We start from the raw sequence: 19,423 nt of genomic DNA on the forward strand, positions 1-19,423 counted from the left end.
CACCGCTAGACAGCGCCTGCGCGCCGACGTTTAACGGCAGTTTCTTTAACAACTAGTCTTTCTTAGGCTCTGTAGCCAGTACCAACTTCACTTTGTTCCTGTTCGCCACGTCCATCACTGAAATCACGTTTTGGATTGGAACAGAGCTGTCCGCATATAACATGATGGTGAGTTCCTCACCACCGGCGATCTGACTTTGGATCACGGGCTCCAGCTGGTCCAAAGATACCGTTTGCTTATCCACATGGTACTGCAGATCTGCCGTAATAGAAACGGTCATCGTTTTCTTGGCAACCGACTGCTCCCCCGCACTTGACTTCGGTAACAACAACTTGACTACTTGTGGATTGGCAACAGCAGATGCCAACAAAAAGAACAACATCAAAAAGAACATGATATCATTCAGCGCAGCAGTGTGTACCTCGGCGGTCGGTTTATGTCGTCTATTTCTTAAGTTCATCTTCCAAATTAAAAGTTCAAAATCAAAAAGCTAAGACTCTTCAATCCTGATAGTTTCCAATGCTAAATCTTTAAACCCCGGGCTCGTCCAACAGATCGATAAACTCAACAGCGTCCGTTTCCATACGCAATATTAAACGTTCCACCATCATGTTTAGCACGTGGTAGCCGATGTACGCCAAGATACCGACCGTCAATCCGCTGGCCGAAGCAATCATTTTCACGTACAGACCTCCGGATACCGATCCAATGTCGATACCTCCGGCCACTTCCACGTCGCGGAAGATCTGGATAACTCCAAAAATCGTTCCGACGAAACCAAGCATCGGCGCTATACCGGCAACAATCCCCAGTATGTTGATGTTCTTTTCCAGCTTGGAGACTTCAAGCTTACCCGCATTTTCAATAGCGCCCTCGATATCCTTTATAGGGCGGCCCACCCGCGACAGGCCCTTCTGTAACATCCGTGCTAAGGCCGAATTGCTTGACCGACAAACCGCGATAGCAGCCTCTAACCGACCGGACATCACGTTACTTTTAATCTGCGACATTAAACCTGAATCAGCTTTAGACGCTTTCCGAATCGTAATATACCGCTCAAAAAAGATAACTAAAGCCAAGAATAAAAGAAAAACGATTGGAATCATAATCCAACCTCCCTTCATCAACAACTGGATCAGATTTAAATTCTCATCGGTTGTTGCCAACGTTACTGCTTGCTGTTGAACTGTGTTCAAAGAATCCACCGTTAAATTGTCTTGCATGAATGACATAATCTTGTAATATATTTGTTATCAGGTTATTTACTTATTATCTAATCTTATCCGGCCAAGCATCTTTGATAATATGCTTCTGCACGTATATCAGGGCGGAATCTACCTGTTCCTTGGTTTCGTAAGAATCCCAAATTACTTTTTTTCGATTTTTCGCCAGGTTGCTGGGGATAACCCGTACATGAGGATACCCCGCTTTGTTATATGATTCTGCCTGTTCATACGCTTGAGCCAGGGTCTTATGCGATCCGATGACAATCTGCCACGTATGGTGGGCTGGAATAAGCTCCTTTTTATCGTTTACTGTTACGCTACTGCTATCCACTACCTGTTGTGCCAGCGAATCCTGTCGGGCCGATGTGTCCGAGGGTAGCGTATTCTCCAAGGTATCCGTCCGACTGTGTAATGTATCTTTAGCTAAAGCGGCCGTATCCGCCGTTTTGGGAAGCGTACGGTCTCTATTAACAAGATAGAGTGCTGCCATAATGCCCAGCGCCACAATAGCCGTAACCACATACCAAACGGCGTTTCCTTTCCCTTTTTCAGGCACTTCTTCTGTTTGCGGATCAATAATTTCCGCCGCGATAGGCTGTTCCTCCGGCAGGTCGCCCTGCTCTTGAACAACTTTGCGCTCTTCTTCCGGCATGGTGTCCGACGAAGACGGTTCATCCGGCACCAGATTGTCTTCATCCGGCATTCCAGATGTTGCACCAAATAAATCGCCTGGTGCTTCTACCGGTTCGTAGTTAAACCCCGATAGATCTAACGCTTTAAACACATAACTATTGCCGTAACTAACCAGATAGCCTAAGTCATCCAGTTTGGCCTGCCCCTCGTCGCTGACCTTCTGCAGTAAAGCGTCAACGGCCTCGGCGACCTGACTTTCCGCTTCCTGCCTTTCGAGCAGATGAAGTTGTTGTATATATTGAACAAATTCATACCCCACCGTGCTGGACCGGTCAAAGTCAATATAACTTATAGGAGGAAGATAGACATGACGTTTTTCGTCATAGGTGGCCGGCGTGTGGTTCCGCCTGAACGACCCTAACCCACGCACGTAGACCTCCGACTGCCTTTTTAAAAGATTATAAACGTTCTTCCCTAAATTCATCCTATTTTAATTAACTGCAAAGTTATGATCTTCTGTGTTTAAAATGAAAAATTTAAACCTCCCAGTATATTAAACCCTAACCTTGGATAGTAAAGGTAGGTCTGATACTCATTGTTGAATATATTATTGGCTTTGACAAACAAGCCAAGTTGCTTGGTTGCCTTATACTCTGCTCCGGCGCTCAGGTCGAAAAACGATGGCACTTCGGCTCTTCTGTAGCCAAGCGGCTGCCCAACGGCGACATCGTCCCAGTCTTTTGCGTAAGAAAGACCGTGAAATAATCCTTCAGCATCTATATATAACTTCTCGGAAATGTTAAAGCGTGCGTTAGCCGCCAGACGTAGCTTCGGCGTGTGCCAAGCCTCCTCTTCCTGCGCCGAGGTATATTGGTCAATATTCAGACGGCCGCCTAAATTCACCAGCTCGGAGAGGCGCACATTGATTTCGCCCTCCAGCCCCACATGCTTAACGGCTTTGTCTCCGTCTCCATCATAGACCATTTCAAACTGGAAAGGCGCCGATGGCCTATTGACGAACAGAGGCATTCCTTCGAGCTGCCGATAAATGGCCTTTACTTTATAGCCGAATGTCGCTCCTGCATTTCCCTTTATACCGCCATAAAAGTTTAAACGCTCGACCATGTTCTGTATTCCCAGACTAGGACCTAAAAACGGGTTCTGCCGGGCAAATTCGCGATAAGAAGCCTTTTTAACACCCCCGTTAACACCCCCGAAAATATGAAGGTACTCGGGAGCTAACGCAAAGTCAATCTCTGCAGACGGAAAAATGTTGAAGCTGCTGCTGTCGCCAAATTCCGGAACAAAGTTCGCGCCCAACGTCACCGCATAGTTATCACCTTTGAAACTGATATATGGATTCAGTGTGGCCAGCGAGTTGTTCGTCTTTCCGCCATTAAATGTATTGCTGGTGCCATCCACATTGTTAACGTCGACACTTAGATTAGCCCCTATGTTAAATGCCCTCACCCTTTTATTTAGGTAAGCCGAGATAGCAAAAGAGGTTTCCTTTGCGTCGTACTTATCACTAAACGAATAGGCATCCAATTTCGCCGAGTAGGTAAATGCATCTTCGTTGTTGGGATCAAAATTGCTGGTTAACTCACCGGTAAAATAGATGTCATTAAACGCCTGCTTCTCTTTAACCGGATTTAACGATGTCACTCCATCATCAGCAAACGGAATTCCGTAAAAATTAGTCGCGTACCGGTTATACCCCAGCAAGCCATCCACCGTAAAGTGAGGCAAGATACGGCGACCGAAAACACCTACTTCCTGGCGGGAAAACCGCTGTGCTTCTAAACTTCCTTTTTGGTTAAGATGCTTCACGAAACCACCAACGCGCAGGTCCTCGTACTCGTCGTAGGAAAAATATCCCTCTCCCAAAATGGTATTAAAATTCCCCAATCCGAATTTGACGTAGTTGCTTCGCTGATCCGTCATCTGTGAAAACGGGGTCTCCTGTACATTCAGTTCTTTCAAACCGGTATTGATGTCCAGCTTCTTATCCGGAATATTTCCGTAAGTAAGCTTAGGCATATAGCTACGCTTGTTGGTCATATCCGGACTGCGGCGGATCTTAACGGCGTCCGCAAGAATAGGCCTATAATCGCGGACCACATCAAAAGAATCAATAGTCACCGGCTTTTCCGGATCGGTCTGTGCATATGCCTCTATACTTAAACCGAACAACAACGCAGCAACCGCGTAATTCTTAAATACTGTTTTATGCAATTTCATCAGAAAATTATTCTTAATGGTCTAATGGAACCTGCACGTTCGCTGTTCTTTTCAGGGGACGTCGACTATGGCAGGTTTCATCTAATTATTTTTTTCAGTTGCTGACAGCCGCTCGCCATCGTATCGGACGCGGGCCATCACTCTTCTTTCTTATTTCAGCTTTTCTAAACGGGATTTCGCCTCTTTCAATACGTCGTCTTTGTCGTTGTCGTAGTTGTCTATTACGCTTTCCAACGTCGACTTCGCCTGAAATTTATCTCCTTTACCTGCATAAGCATCAGCCATCAGGATAAAGCCTTTAGCCACCCAATAATCGTACGATGAGAACGAGTTGGAAATATCGAAGGCCGACTCGATCGCCTTGTCGTATTGCTTGGCTTTAAGCTGCTGCTCGCCTACACGATATCTTGCCTCGGCTCCGGTGACCGTCTTACTTTTTAACGCAGCAAGATTGAACTCTTTTAATGCCTCGGCGCTTTTGTTGGCCGCTGCATAGGCTTTGCCGGAATAAAGGTGCGCAAGTGCGATATCTTCTTCCGAAGATTTCTCATATTCTTTTACGAGCTTGGCATAGTTCTGCGTCTCCACATAGTCCCCGATGTTGAAATAACTGACAAGCAGGTTGTTGATTGCATAGCCATAGTTTGCTTTATATTCGGATGTCAACTCCAGTTTACGTAAAACCTGAACCGCCTCGTTGTAAGCTTTGTTTCTTAAATGAAGCTTTGAAACGCTGATCAGCGTCTGTTCCGTATAAGCGCTGGTCCAGTCGTTCATAATGATATTAAAATCATGCAATGCTTCCCGATCCTTGCCCAGCTGCGCGTAGCTTTCGCCGCGGATAAAGCGGGCGTGCTTCTCCTGAATAGGCTTAGGGAACTTGTCGAAATAAGCGTTCACCGCTTCAACTGCTCCCTGATAGTTTCCACGATCAAAGAGTGTTTTCGCGACACTGAACGTGTGCGCATCTTGTTCCGCTGTACTTAGGTCGCCAATATTGGTGCTCGTGGCATAACGGATATAGCCGGTAGCGTCTCCTCTATCGAGGTATATGTTCTCGATCGATATAAGCGCCTGCTTGGCTTCATCTGTTGTAGCATATTGATCTACGACACGTTGGAAAGTTGCCAGCGCGGCATCGTTGTCGTCTTTGTTATACTGCACCAGACCGATGGTTACCAACGCCCGTGGCACATAACTGCTTCGAGGGTACTGCTCGACCATGGCCTGCAGTCCTGCTATTGCCCTGTCGTAGTCGCCCATTAAGAAGTAGGTGTAAGGCACCTCGAAAGCCACGTCGTCCGCATAGTTCGATTTAGGATACTGTTTTACAACAGAATTCAAAGTAGCTATCTTACCTGCGTTATCCCCTTGTAAACCCTGGATGATACCCCGCTGGAACAGCGCATAGTCCTGACTTGGCGCTTTTGAGCTGATCAACCGGTTGTAGTACTCCAGTGCGCGTCCGTAATTTTTCATCCCAAAGTAAGAATCCGCAAGCCTTGCGATGGCGTCATTTTTGGTGTTGACTTCAATTCCTTCTTTACCGCCTGTAGCTAAAAAGCGTTCAAAATAGTTGGCAGCAGTGTTGTAGCGGTCGTTTCGGAACGCCGCATAGGCCAGGGCATAGTTCGCATAGCTATACACATCAGTTTTACGGGCGGCTGGGAGCTGCAGGAACTTGTTGAAATTAGTCACTGCCTCGCCATATTTCCGCACCTCATACATCGCCTCCGCCTTCCAATACGTAGCGAGTGCGTAAATCTCCTCATCATATCGATGCGCTTCCGAACGCATGAACATCGAAATAGCATTCTCAAACGCACGCTCGTTGTAGAACTCAAGTCCTCTATAATAGGTTACCTTCTGATAGGCCGCGTTGGCTTCCCTCCCTCTTTTTCCTATACTCTCCAGAATATCGACTGCTGCCCGATAATTTTTTGTACTCAATAGCACCTCAGCTAGTAAGGTCTTGGCCTCTTCCTGCTTTGCAGAACGGGGATATGTATCGAGATATTCTTGTGTCGCGTCTAATGCCACCTGGTGGAACTCAAGCTCGTAAGACAGTTTAGCGTAGTTAAACAAACCTTCCTCTTTGAGCTGAGGGTCAAAATCCAATTTAGATGCACGGAAGAACGCGTTACGCGCGCTTTGCTTATTCCCTGTTTTCAGAAACGCATCTCCTAACGTGATCATTGCACTTTGATAATATGCGTCCGGCTCGCTCAGCTTTTCCAGCTCCTGAATTGCCTTTTGGTAGTCTCCCAGTTTATAGGCTATATACCCGATTTGATAGCTATCTTGGTTGTTCTGCGTTTTTCCCTGATCTTGTGCCTGAAATTTATCGTAGAATTCCTTAGACTTTTTGAGATCGCCCTTGATAAAATAGGTAGCCGCCACGATACGGAACAATTCCGTTTCATTCTCCTGTTTGGTACGTTCCAAGATCGGCAAAGCATAACTCAACACATCGTCGTATCTCTTATCGAGGAAATAAAGCGCCGTTACGTAATACGGATAACTTGTCTCATACGTTTTAGAGCCGTCAAGGCGCTCAAATTCATTCAACGCTGTTTTATACTCGGCATCGAGATAGCTGAGATAAGCATAATAGTAGATCGATGCTTCCTGATATTGCCCCCTTTCGTCCTTAAGGCGTTCAAACGCCGGCTTCGAAGCTTTATAATCGCCTGTCATAAACTGAGCGTAGGCCAACTTAAACCGGTATTCCGTATTTTCCGCGCCCGCTAAGTTGCGGCTATCGATTTTCTGGAACCATTCGATCGCCTTCGTATAATCCTTTTTTGTGTAATAAGACTTACCGATCTGGAAATAGGCGGCTTTAGAGTTAGCGCTTGCAGGATAATCTTTAATGTATTTTAGAAAACGATTTTCCGCATCCGAGTCGCCCAATTCCAACGCACATATTGCTTGATAGAAACGGACATTTTCCTTGATCAGCGTCAGCTCCTCTGTTTCGTCCAGCTGCAAAGTAGATTTTGTCCGGATATCTTCTACCCGATCAAACTGCTTTGCCGCAGAGCTGTACTTGCCTCGCTCAAACAGTTCCATCCCTGACTTATACGCATTATTAATTTGCTGCCAAGCGGTCTGTTGGGCAAAAGACGCCGAGCCCATTAAACTCAATGCTACACTTACACCATAAATTTTCTTATTCATACTGATGAATTATTCAACAACTAAATCTTCGCGTTAACTTTATGAAGATCGCTCTAAAAAAGGCGCTATACTTCAGGATACTAAATTAAAACTAAAGTTGCAGGTTTTCCTCAAAAGTTCTTAACACCTGTTAATAACTGACTATATAACGTAGTTTTTGTCCAAAAAATATGCCCAACTCAAATAGTCGGGCACAATTATCGATTTCGTTACAGGATTACGCGCCCCGTTGCCCAGCCAAAAGGTATAGAACAGCCATCCTCACCGCCACGCCGTTTTCCACTTGATCTAAGATGATCGCATGTTTACTGTCGGCAACGTCGGAAGTGATCTCGACCCCCCTATTGATAGGCCCTGGGTGCATGATTGTAATCTCTTTATCCAACGAGTCTAATAGCTGTTTGTTCAGGCCGTACAGCATCGTATACTCGCGGAGGGAAGGAAAATAAGCTATCTCCTGCCGCTCAAGCTGAATACGCAACATATTGGCCACATCACACCACTGCAGCGCAGCCAATAGGTCGTGCTCCACCCGGACGCCCAGCGATTTTATATATTTTGGAATTAAAGTCGTTGGTCCGCACACCATAACTTCTGCCCCCTGCTTTTGCAGGCATAGGATATTGGATAACGCGACGCGCGAGTGAAGGATATCTCCGATGATGGCCACCTTCCGGCCCGCAACATCGCCGAAACGCTCGCGGATAGAAAAGGAGTCCAATAGAGCCTGCGTAGGATGTTCATGCGCGCCGTCGCCCGCATTAACAATCTGTGCGTTGACATGTCGGCTCAGGAACACGCCGGCTCCGGCATACGGGTGGCGCATGACGATCATGTCTACTTTCATGGCCAGAATGTTATTGACCGTATCGATCAGCGTTTCGCCCTTGCTAACCGAGGACGAGGACGCGGCGAAGTTAATGATATCTGCGGAAAGCCTCTTTTCCGCCAGCTCAAATGATAAACGCGTGCGGGTTGAGTTCTCGAAAAAAACGTTAGCTATAGTTATATCGCGGAGCGAAGGCACTTTTTTTATAGGACGGTTAAGTACCTCCTTAAAATTAGCCGCCGTATCCAGAATCAACTGGATATCATTCTCGTTTAAGTCTTTTATCCCTAAAAGATGTTTCGTACTGAGCTGCTCGGTTGTTGTTGACATGCTATTCGGATTTTCTGGCGCTTTATGTATTTTCTGCTAAACTATCTATTATGCGTGTTCCGTCGGTAAGGCAATATGGGCCACATCGTGTGCTGCAATGAGATGCATCGCTGCAGCCGGCGGCTGCTAGGGAAGTTTCTTTTCCGTGACCAGCACAATGCTGTCACCGGAATCAACTTCCTGCCAGCTTACAATAACTTTTTGAGAATCGATGGAGTCTACCTGAATGCCGATGTAATCGGGCTGAATAGGGATCTGGCGGGAGAATCGCCGGTCTACCAGCACCAACAGTTCCATTTTCGCGGGACGTCCAAAGGCCTGCATGGCGTCCATTGCCGAACGTATGGTTCTGCCCGTCCATAGAACGTCGTCGATCAGCACAACATCCTTCCCGTCGACAATAAAATCGATAACTGTGCTGTTCGCAGTCAGCGGGCTAGCTCCTTTCATCCGGAAATCGTCCCGATAGAACGTGATATCCAGAATACCCAGCTGGACCTCTTTACCTGTCATGCGTTGGATTTCCTTTTGGATCCGCTCGGCCAAATAGGTACCTCTGGGCTGAATTCCGATTAGCACGGCATTGGAAAAATCACCGTGGTTTTCAATCAGCTGCTGACATAAACGCCTGATTGTAATCTGAAATTTTGCTCCTTCTAATAAAATCGACTGTTTCATTATGGGAATATTTGGGCAAACTTACGGTATTTTTTCCAAAAAAGGCAATTTATGCACCCGTAATTCGCAATTCGTAGTTAGAAGACCCACCCACTATCCCACGCCTTGTATCGCCGGACGGCCATAAAAAAAGCAGCCCTTAGACTGCTTTTTTTATGTTACTGTTCGCTTTGCTCGAAATAGTGCCGATAAACGTTAAAGAGCTCGTCCGACTGCTTTTTGAGTTCCGGCGGTCCCACCTCGTCCAATAACTGCTTGTAACGTTGTATAGAAGCCAGCCCGAATCTCATATTCCGATATTCCAGATTGGATTTCGTCTCCGCGACCGCTTCATAGTAAGCCATATTCTCGCGGATGAATGTCAGGTTCCGTCGCGTGATCTCATTTGCTTTCGCTGTCTCCCCCACTTTGTACATAACATCCAGCAACGGCACATAACTCATGACTTCCGACATCAAATATGCCCGTTTTGGCATGTTGTCGTAAGCGTTAAGCACCAGCTTCTTGGCCTTATCAGTTTCTCCTGCCGAAAGCAGCTGTTGCGCCGTCTGCCCATAAATGGTCCCCACATACATGCTGATATAACGATAGGAGTCCGGATCTACATACGAAGCGTTACCGATGTTACCCCATGAAAATTTGTTGACTATATTATCGTACGTCTGCTCGACATTTTCTATCGAACTAGGATCGCCTTCTTTAAGACCGAAGTCTACCGGCATCAAGCGGTACGCGAAGCCTTCGCTCACGAGGTAGCGATCCAACCCTATATAATTGTCTTCGGGTGTAGTAATGGTAAAGTAAATCGGACGCTCCCAGTTGTTGTTCGCCAAAATAGCCAGCATGGATAGTTCCGCGCGGCTGACATAATTAAGACTGTATGTCCACCGCATTGTATCGACAACCGCCGACTCCCATTCCTTAGGTACAACGTTATTGGCTAAAACCGCCTTTTTGTCTATCGCCAGTTCCATCTTTTTGGTTGGCAGCAGATTGACAAACTCGCCGCTTTGCAGCTGCACCTTATTTTGCGGGTTATCAGAAAGCATCACATTCAATAGATCCTTAACAGGCACGTGATTAGGAATGCTATAATCCTGGTAGTAGATTACATCACGGACGCCATCTTTAATCAATTCCGGATCAATGTGAATAGGCAAAGCATCTGCGTCGTTCACCTTTTTCATCATCTGCTTCATATACCAATCAGCACTGAGGAGACTGAGGTTTACTACCCGCACGTCTGTCCGGAAACCTTCTACTTCCTGAACATACCATAGCGGATAGGTGTCGTTGTCTCCATAGCTAAATAAGATGGCGTTAGGAGCACAAGATTCCAAATAATTTCGGGCCATGTCCCGCGCCAGCGACTTTTCTGAGCGGTTGTGATCGTCGTAGTTCTGTGCGATCAGAATAACAGGACCCGCGACCACTCCGACTGCTGTTGCTATATAGGCAGCGGTTCTGGCCTTCATCTTCTTCGTCAGGAAGTCGGCAATGGCGAAGAGACCAAGACCGATCCAGATGCTGAATGCATAGAAAGAGCCCGCGTATGCATAGTCCCTTTCACGGGGCTGCAAAGGTGTCTGGTTTAGATACAGCACAATAGCTATGCCTGTAAAGAAAAATAACAGTCCTACCACACCGGCGTCCCGTTGCCTTTTTCCGAAATGCCACACGGCGCCCAGGATACCGAGAATCAGCGGAAGGAAGAAATATGTATTGCGTGAAGGGTCTGTCTTCGCTGAAGAAGGAAGCTTATACTGTCCTCCCAGCATAGCGTTATCAATCGGCGTAATACCGCTGATCCAGTTACCCTCGGTAAAGGATCCATGCCCCTGTTGATCGTTTTGACGTCCGGCGAAGTTCCATAAAAAATAACGTCCGTACATATGCCCGATCTGGTAGCCAAAAAAGAACTTCAGGTTGTCGGCAAACGTAGGCGTCTCGTTGGGTCCAAGCCCGAGGTATTCCCTATAGTAGTCGGGGTGCCCACCTTTCTCACTATAGATGCGGGGGAACAATGTCTCCTTATCGTAGGTATAAACCGGATTACGTTTGGCTACGACGTATTTATCGCCATCTTTGCGGTATACCTTTTTCCCATCCTCCACTCCCGTGGGACGTGAATCGAAAAAGCGCCCTTTAAATAAGGGCTCATCTCCGTACTGTTCGCGGTTTAGATAGCTTAGGAAAGAGAAGGCGTTATCCGGATCGCTATTGTTCAGGGTCGGATCGGCCTTCGCACGGATGAGGATCATCGCGAAGGAACTATATCCAAAAAGGATAAAAGCGGCACTGACCAATGCTATGTTTAGCAGGGGCTTAGCTTTTTTGATAGAATGAATAATGCCATATGCCAAGCCGCCAATCACCAAAATAGCAAATACCGCAGCTCCCCATCCAAAACCAAAACCCAACGAGTTAACGAAGAAAAGATCAAAATAAGCGGCCAGTTTTATCGAGTATTGTATTACTCCCCATAAGATAACCCCTAACACAACCACCCCAATACCCAGCGCTTTTAAGATACCGCTGCCTGTACTTTGCTTCGTCTTTCTGAAGTAGACAACCAGGGCGATTGCAGGAATAACCAGTAAATTTAGGAGGTGTACGCCGATGGACAGGCCCATTACGTAGGCGATAAGTACAAGCCACCGATCTGATTGTGGCTCGTCGGCACGGACTTCCCATTTCAAAATTGCCCAGAACACAACGGCCGTACAAAGCGACGACATAGCATATACTTCTGCTTCCACGGCAGAAAACCAAAACGTGTCCGTAAAGGCATACGCCAGTGCCCCAACGGCACCGGAAGCCATTATCATAAATATCTGTAACGTACTTAGCGCAGCATTCCGGTCGTTGCCTACAAACACTTTACGCGCGAGCGCCGTAATTGTCCAAAACAGGAAAAGAATGGTTAAACCACTACAGACGGCAGAGCCGACATTCATCCAGAACGCTATTTTTGTAGGGTCGCCCAGCGCGAGGTTCGAGAATACGTTTTCAACCATCAAAAAAAGCGGTGCTCCGGGCTGGTGCACGATCTGCATCTTATACGCCGAGGCGATAAACTCGCCACAATCCCACCAACTCACTGTACGTTCCACGGTCATAATATAGATAACTGTCGCAACAATAGCGCAGATCCAGCCTAAAAGGTCGTTAATCTTTTTATAATTCATCCTATTTTGATAAGGTTATCCTAAATTTATGGCTCGAAAATAAGGAATACAAATCGACTATTAAATATTATTTGCACATTTTAACGAAGTTTGTTGCAAATAGGCGCTTCGTCCAAAATATGGCCCCTGCATTTTATCCCTGCCAACAACAAAAAATATCGCACTGAAAATCAGATTAGATACATTTTTTAGCACAAAAAGTTTTGCAGAAAATAAAAACAGCCGTATATTTGCATCGTCAAAACAAGCTAACGCTTGGAACGACAACAAAAGAGTGTCCCATAGTATAATGGTAGTACGACAGATTTTGGTTCTGTTTGTCTTGGTTCGAATCCAGGTGGGACAACAAAAAGGGGAGCAGAAAACGCTCTCCTTTTTTCATTATAATCCGTTCAGTCTGAACTTTTTATAGCACATAAAAACTATTTTGATTTCAGAAACATTTGGCTAACTTTGCCCCCGACACGAAAAGCAGATCGTTGGAATATTGTCCGATAGTATAAGGGTAGTACAAGTGATTTTGGTTCATTTAGTCTTGGTTCGAATCCAGGTCGGACAACTCCTCCATCGCTTTTGGCAAGTAACAATTGGAAATATTGAGTTAATCCAACATAAAATTACGCATAATGCCTTTGCAATTTAACACGGTTAAGCTGTTCGCAGGGTCGGGAACAGTAGAATTAGCAGAAAAAATCTCCAAGTCGTATGGTAAGCCGCTCGGTGACGTCACCTTATCCGAATTCAGCGACGGAGAAATTCAGCCCTTTTACAATGAATCTGTCCGCGGAAGCGACGTTTTCCTTATCCAATCGACCAACCAACCAACCGACAATCTTCTTGAACTTTTACTGATGATCGACGCTGCAAAAAGGGCCTCCGCCCATTATATTACAGCTGTGGTTCCTTATTTTGGCTTCGCCCGTCAGGACAGAAAAGATAAACCCCGGGTGGCCATCGGTGCAAAACTCATTGCGAACCTTATTATGGCAGCCGGCGCACACCGCATTATGACGATGGACCTCCACGCAGCTCAGATCCAGGGTTTTTTCGATATACCGGTAGACCACCTGGATGGTTCCATCATTTTCGTACCTTATATTAAATCATTAAATCTCCCTAACCTGACGATCGCTTCTCCGGACATGGGCGGATCATACCGGGCCCGCACCTTTGCGAAGTTCTTCAATGCCGAAGTGGTTATATGTGACAAACGACGCAAACGCGCAAACGAAATTGAGTCTATGTCCATCATTGGGGACGTAACCGGGCAGGACGTCGTACTGATCGACGATATCTGCGATACAGCAGGAACATTATCGAAAGCGGCAGCGTTAATTATGGAAAACGGAGCCAACTCGGTGCGCGCCGTATGTACGCACGCGGTACTCTCCGGCAAAGCGTACGAAACGATCGAAAACTCCGTGTTAGCCGAGATGATTGTAACGGATACCATTCAGCTACACCCCGAAAAATCCAAATTCTGCAGTAAAATTAAGGTACTATCTACAGCAGATCTTTTTGCCAGCGCTATAAAAAATGTAAACGAACACGGCTCTATTTCCGACCTGTTCGATATTAAATAATTGCCGGTATTAGCAAAGAAACGGGTAGCTTTTAACGGCTACCCGTTTCTTTATAAAAGGCTCCGCTTTTGCATGAAGTCGTTCACAGCGGATCAAACAACGTCCGCATGTCAAGTCTACAGCAATTGACGGCATGGCGGACATAAACGGGAGGATGAAGATCTCCTGCCGGAACCGTTCGACCCCATTATCTGATTTAAAAGTTTTTTTTATAAAAAAAATACACTATTTTTGCACCTCAAAATTTAATATTTTTAACATGAAATCAATTGCTATTAGCGGTTCTGTAAGACAGAACGTAGGGAAAAGAGATGCAAAAGAATTGCGTTACGAAGGAAAGATTCCTGCAGTTCTTTATGGTGGTAAAGAGCAAACCCACCTTTCTGTGTCCGCAGCTGATTTGAAACCGGTTCTTTATACACCAGATGTTGTATTTGTAGAATTGGATATCGATGGCAAAAAAACAAAAGCTATCGTTCAAGAAGCACAATTCCACCCACTTACCGACTTACCCACACACGTTGACTTTTTAGAGTTATTCGATGACAAAGAGGTTTCGGTAAACATTCCTATCAAATTAACCGGTACATCTCCTGGTGTGAAAATGGGGGGTAAACTTGTACAGAAATTACGCAAACTGCGTGTTAAGGCATTGCCTAACAGCCTTCCGCAAGAGATCGAAGTTCCAATGGAATCGTTGGAAGTTGGCAAATCCTTCCGCGTACGTCAAGTTGTTTTAGATAATGCAAAAGTTCTTAATAACGCTGATGACACAATCGTGTCTGTGATCATGTCACGTGCATTGCGTCAGGCAGAGCAAGAGGCAGCAAAAGCAGCAAAAGGCGGTAAAAAATAACCGTTGTAAATCGGAACAGGTAAAGGCGTTGATATATTCAACGCCTTTTTTTATCTCCTCCCTCCTTACATTTGGATTCCCGATTCTAAAGTCTAATCCCTATTTTTGCACGCATGAACTATTTAATTGTCGGATTGGGCAACATTGGTAAGGAGTATGAAGATACGCGCCACAATATAGGATTTATGGTGGCCGATGAGGTCGCCAGACAAGCGGGTGCAACGTGGTCTCTCTTAAAGCTCGCCTACTATACGGAATTCAAGCAACGCGGCAGAAACGTATATATGATTAAGCCGACGACCTACATGAATTTAAGTGGAAAAGCTGTAAACTATTGGATGCAGCAATTAAAAGTCCCTATACAGAACGTATTGGTTATCGTAGATGACTTAGCCATTCCTTTTGGTTCGTTACGGATAAAGCCTAAAGGATCTGCTGCCGGGCACAACGGCCTTCGCTCCATCGAGGCGAGCTGCGGCGGACAGCATTATCCCCGCTTACGCTTCGGCATCGGCGACAACTATCCAAAAGGGCGGCAGGTAGATTACGTACTGGGGCCGTTCGATAGCGACGAGCAGAAAGAATTGCCTGCGCTTATCGATCATGCCGTAAAGATGGTGAACAGTTTTGTAAATATCGGCATTGAGCTCACGATGACAAACCTGAACACCAAATAGACAAGGGCGTACCTCGTGTTGGGGGCGTCCTCCTTACCTTGTTTTTATTTCAATCCGGCGTCCTCCTTTATCCGGATCGCCGCTTGTTTCTATCGTGGCAATATCTTTTTCAGGGACTGCCTTAAACTCATTCTTAGATACGGGGGTTCCGTCCACGAAGAACACGTCGTCATCTGTATAGGTGACATCTCTCTTTACAGAGCTACGTTTGCCCGCTTTTGTAGTGATCATGATAACGCCGTCCTTCCCTTTTTCGCCATATAAATGTTCGGCACTGGCATCTTTGACGACGGTAATGGACTCAATCTTATCCGGCGATATGTCCTTTCCGAGATCGTATGCCTTCGCCTGTGCTACACCGTCCACGACGATCAGTGGCTGTGCTCCGTCCTTCTTTACTCCGCGGAAGATGATCGCTTTCGCTTTACTGGTGTCCGGTTGTGCAGCGTTCTGCGTACCGTTCGACTTGTACCCCTTAACAACGACACTCCGCAACCTAACGGTATCTCTTTCTAACTTTAGTTTCTCCACCTTCCCCGACAATGTCGCGGCGTACCCCTTCGTTGTCATTTCTATCGCCCCGTCTTTCGCCTGAGCACCATACTTTGTCAACGCGGCCGTACCTTTCAGGACATGAATTTCCTGAATGCTGTTCGGATCGATCGCCTCGAAATCCCTCTTTAGATCAATCTTGCCGTCGATGATCAGTAATGGAGCATTCTCCCCTGACAACCGGACACGCTTCTTGGAGGCCCGTAGATCAAGCGTATCCCGTTCGGTAACCAACGGGACAGCTCCGATAGTGGCCACTATCCGGTCTCCAGCCATGCGGGTACCGGCAACACTATTGGTAGAGTCTGTCCGGCTTTCCCCTCCCCCGCCGATAGTGTCTATAGGCAGCCCCTCAACAAATGCTCCTGGCGTCGTATCTTCCCTTTTTATCGGCAATGCGGAATCCTGCTTAAAGATATCCTCCAGGTCCGTTTGTTTCGCGGTCTGTACGGCTCCTGCAATATGATCATCAGCTTTACTGACGGTAAATGCCCCGGCAAAAAAAATGATCACCGGTAGCAGAAACGCGTATTTACTCAGCGCAAGCCGGGATGACCGCCGTTTATTCATCATCATAATGCGTTTTTTTAGAAGTTTAAAATTAAACCGGTTACTGATTCCTACGGCCATTCCCTGTTTGGAGACATGCAGCAACGAATATTGATAAGTCTGCCGGTCGATCCCATTGCTTAACACCTGTTGATCCGTCAGGAATTCCAGATTTTGCCGCACGGCTCTCCGCATGAGCCAAACGAGCGGATTATACCAGCAACTTATCAGGACAATTTCAAATAAAAGGATATCTATTGTATGGAGCCCCTTAACATGGATATTTTCATGCTCAAAAATATCCTGAAGTTCCAGTTCCTGATGCTGATCCTTATTTACGTATATCTTATTTAAAAAAGAAAAAGGTACAATGGGGAAAAACACATTTCTATACAGATACGATTTCCACGAGGCGTCTACCGAGTGATGATGTATACGTAATAAACTGACAAGCTGTATCAGCAATTTACCCGTAAACACCAATACCCCCATCCCCAGAAATGCGTAAATCAGATTTTCCAGCGTATAGATGGAAACATTGTCTGGGCCTGTGGAAAAAGTCGGGAAAAAGTCTATTAACTCACCTATTGGCTCCGCATGCCGTCTGAACAGAGCCTTAATATCCAAAAACGGATAAAGCAGGGAGAACCCCGCCCCTATAATGAAATATATCCTGTTCAAGGAATAGAAGGTCAGGTCTTTCAGCAGAAGTATATACCCCATGTATAACATGGCCAATAGCATATTGACCTGAACAATATAGGTGAGTAATGAGTCCATAACTTTACGATTTGTTGTGCTTGATCATATCCATAATCTCTTCCAGCTCTTCGGAGGACAGCTTCTCCTCTTTTACGAAGAAGGAGACCATTTCTTTATACGAGTTCTTAAAATAGTCGCTCACGAAATTGTTCATAAATTTCGCTTTGTATTCTACTTCCGAGATAAGCGGCTCGTAGCGCTTTGCGTTAGCGTACTTTACGGCCTTAACATATCCCTTTCGCTCTAGATTCTTTATCGTCGAAGCGAGCGTTGTATACGGCGGCTTCTCTCCTTTTAAATTATCGAGCACTTCTTTCACAAATCCGCCTCCCAGCTGCCAGATGGACAGCATGGCTTCTTCTTCCTGCATTGTTAACTTTTCCATATTCAACATACTAACTTATAGCAATGTTACGAAAAAATCGTAAGAAAATCAAACACTATTATTTTTTGTAACCGATCACAGGGTCCGGCCGCCGTTTTAGCTTACGGTCCGCCCGTATCTGCTCCTCCGTCATATTACCACCTCCTTCACACGGTATAACGCCCTATCGATCGCATCATATCTTTGGGCTGCGGCAGCGACCATTGTCCGAAGATGGCTACTATAAAGGACAGCAACAGAATAAAACCGACCTAAAATGACGTACTCATGTCATTTTAATTAACCGCCATATTCGGATTTATCGTCTATTTTTTTACATTTGTAGAAACTAGATTATTACATATGTCGGATAAAGCAACAATAAATTTAGACGGTGCTTCCTATGAGCTGCCAGTTGTTATTGGTACTGAAAACGAAAAAGCTATTGACATCTCGAAACTTAGAGATCAATCGGGATATATTACCCTGGATCCGGGTTTTAAAAATACAGGTGCTACGAAAAGTGCCATCACGTATTTAGATGGCGAACAGGGGATTCTCCAATACAGAGGTTATCCCATTGAACAGCTGGCTGAAAAATCAACTTTCCTGGAAGTGGCCTATTTGCTAATTTATGGAGAGCTTCCCAGTAAAGACGTGTTAGAGAAATTCCGGGCTGATATCCGGAAACAGATGATGATCCATGAAGATATGAAAAATTTCTTCGCTGGGTTTCCTTCCAAGTCCCATCCTATGGGTCAGCTGTCATGCCTTGTGGGCGCCTTGTCGGCTTTCTACCCCGAGTCTTTGAACCCAAACGCTACAGACGAAGAAGAAAATAAGACAATCATCAATCTTCTTGCGAAGATGCCGACAATCGTGTCGTGGATCCAGAAGAAATCGCTTGGTCATCCTGTCGTATACCCGAAAAATAACCTTGGGTATATAGAAAACTTCCTAACCATGATTTTCGGTGAGGTAACCGGCGAAACAACTTTCGACCCGGTCGTTATCAGCGCGATGCATAAGCTGTTGATTTTGCATGCTGATCATGAACAGAATTGTTCAACTTCTACCGTGCGGATTGTAGGATCATCGAACGCGAATTTATACGCCTCTGTATCAGCGGGAATCAACGCGCTATGGGGGCCGCTGCATGGAGGTGCCAACCAGGCGGTGATTGAAATGCTTGAAGCTATCAAAAACGACGGTGGCGATGCCGAGAAGTACCTTGCCAAGGCAAAAGACAAGAATGACCCATTCCGCCTTATGGGCTTCGGCCACCGGGTATATAAAAACTTTGACCCGCGGGCGAAAATCATAAAAAAAGCGTGCGACGATATTCTCGCTAAGCTTGGCGTAAACGATCCGGTGCTGGACATTGCAAAGAAACTGGAGGAAGCGGCGCTGAACGATCAGTATTTTATTGATAGAAAACTATATCCGAATGTCGATTTCTACTCGGGAATTATTTATCGCGCCCTAGGTTTCCAATCAGATATGTTTACGGTATTATTTGCCTTGGGCCGTCTACCGGGATGGATTGCACAATGGAAAGAGATGCGTGACAATAAAGAACCTATCGGCCGTCCACGCCAGGTATACATCGGACAGACAAAACGCGATTACATTGACATCGATAAACGCTGATAAATGAACAAAAAAAGTCCCGGAGATTTCAAGGGCACTGAAAAAGTCCCCTTAGAAAAAAGGCTAAAAAAAGGAGTGGAAAACAGCAGTTTTCTGCTCCTTTTTTCGTATCTTAATGTAGGCTT

General features: G+C 45.8%; 14 protein-coding genes and 1 tRNA gene. 5 read left to right on the forward strand and 10 right to left on the reverse strand.

From position 1 onward, the window contains the following. Positions 1-52: 52 nt before the first annotated feature. The 8 genes from BC792_RS06660 to BC792_RS06695 form a co-directional block, all read right to left on the reverse strand. Complete coding sequence (locus BC792_RS06660; protein ID WP_148908204.1) at positions 53-460, reverse strand: ExbD/TolR family protein; 408 nt, start codon at positions 458-460, stop codon at positions 53-55. Positions 461-530: 70 nt separating this feature from the next. Then, positions 531-1,232 (reverse strand): MotA/TolQ/ExbB proton channel family protein, encoded by a 702-nt coding sequence (locus BC792_RS06665; protein ID WP_148908205.1) that lies wholly within the window; start codon positions 1,230-1,232, stop codon positions 531-533. A 37-nt stretch (positions 1,233-1,269) separates the two neighbouring features. Beyond that, positions 1,270-2,343 carry an HU domain-containing protein gene (locus BC792_RS06670; RefSeq protein ID WP_148908206.1) on the reverse strand — a complete coding sequence of 358 codons (1,074 nt, stop codon included), beginning with the start codon at positions 2,341-2,343 and terminating at the stop codon, positions 1,270-1,272. 38 nt (positions 2,344-2,381) lie between these two features. Beyond that, positions 2,382-4,100 carry a TonB-dependent receptor gene (locus tag BC792_RS06675; RefSeq protein ID WP_246154886.1) on the reverse strand — a complete coding sequence of 573 codons (1,719 nt, stop codon included), beginning with the start codon at positions 4,098-4,100 and terminating at the stop codon, positions 2,382-2,384. 150 nt (positions 4,101-4,250) lie between these two features. Then, positions 4,251-7,280, reverse strand: a complete 3,030-nt coding sequence (locus BC792_RS06680; RefSeq protein WP_148908208.1) for a tetratricopeptide repeat protein — start codon at positions 7,278-7,280, stop codon at positions 4,251-4,253. Between the two features lie 217 nt (positions 7,281-7,497). Continuing rightward, on the reverse strand, positions 7,498-8,439 hold the full coding sequence (locus BC792_RS06685) for an aspartate carbamoyltransferase catalytic subunit (protein ID WP_148908209.1): 942 nt from the start codon (positions 8,437-8,439) through the stop codon (positions 7,498-7,500). Positions 8,440-8,565: 126 nt separating this feature from the next. Then, on the reverse strand, positions 8,566-9,117 hold the full coding sequence (pyrR, locus tag BC792_RS06690; RefSeq protein WP_148908210.1) for a bifunctional pyr operon transcriptional regulator/uracil phosphoribosyltransferase PyrR: 552 nt from the start codon (positions 9,115-9,117) through the stop codon (positions 8,566-8,568). Positions 9,118-9,275: 158 nt separating this feature from the next. Then, positions 9,276-12,305, reverse strand: coding sequence for a protein O-mannosyl-transferase family (locus BC792_RS06695; protein WP_148908211.1), 3,030 nt, complete (start codon positions 12,303-12,305; stop codon positions 9,276-9,278). Positions 12,306-12,580: 275 nt separating this feature from the next. On the opposite strand from BC792_RS06695, the gene BC792_RS06700 reads away from it, so the two are divergent. The 4 genes from BC792_RS06700 (at position 12,581) to pth (ending at position 15,421) form a co-directional block, all read left to right on the forward strand. Next, positions 12,581-12,651, forward strand: a tRNA-Gln gene (locus tag BC792_RS06700). 280 nt (positions 12,652-12,931) lie between these two features. Continuing rightward, positions 12,932-13,888 (forward strand): ribose-phosphate pyrophosphokinase, encoded by a 957-nt coding sequence (locus BC792_RS06705; RefSeq protein WP_148908212.1) that lies wholly within the window; start codon positions 12,932-12,934, stop codon positions 13,886-13,888. 259 nt (positions 13,889-14,147) lie between these two features. Next, on the forward strand, positions 14,148-14,744 hold the full coding sequence (locus tag BC792_RS06710; RefSeq protein ID WP_148908213.1) for a 50S ribosomal protein L25/general stress protein Ctc: 597 nt from the start codon (positions 14,148-14,150) through the stop codon (positions 14,742-14,744). A 113-nt stretch (positions 14,745-14,857) separates the two neighbouring features. Then, positions 14,858-15,421, forward strand: coding sequence for an aminoacyl-tRNA hydrolase (pth, locus tag BC792_RS06715; RefSeq protein ID WP_148908214.1), 564 nt, complete (start codon positions 14,858-14,860; stop codon positions 15,419-15,421). A gap of 33 nt (positions 15,422-15,454) precedes the next feature. Here pth and BC792_RS06720 read toward each other — a convergent pair whose 3' ends face one another. After that, a complete protein-coding gene (locus BC792_RS06720; RefSeq protein WP_148908215.1) occupies positions 15,455-17,302 on the reverse strand; it encodes a M56 family metallopeptidase in 1,848 nt (615 codons plus the stop codon). A gap of 4 nt (positions 17,303-17,306) precedes the next feature. After that, a complete protein-coding gene (locus tag BC792_RS06725) occupies positions 17,307-17,669 on the reverse strand; it encodes a BlaI/MecI/CopY family transcriptional regulator (protein ID WP_148908216.1) in 363 nt (120 codons plus the stop codon). A gap of 342 nt (positions 17,670-18,011) precedes the next feature. Here BC792_RS06725 and BC792_RS06730 point away from each other — a divergent pair, with 342 nt between their 5' ends. Then, complete coding sequence (locus BC792_RS06730; RefSeq protein ID WP_148908217.1) at positions 18,012-19,298, forward strand: citrate synthase; 1,287 nt, start codon at positions 18,012-18,014, stop codon at positions 19,296-19,298. The last annotated feature ends 125 nt before the right edge of the window (positions 19,299-19,423 follow it).

This window comes from Sphingobacterium allocomposti, assembly GCF_008124885.1.
Classification (GTDB): Bacteria; Bacteroidota; Bacteroidia; order Sphingobacteriales; family Sphingobacteriaceae; genus Sphingobacterium; species Sphingobacterium allocomposti.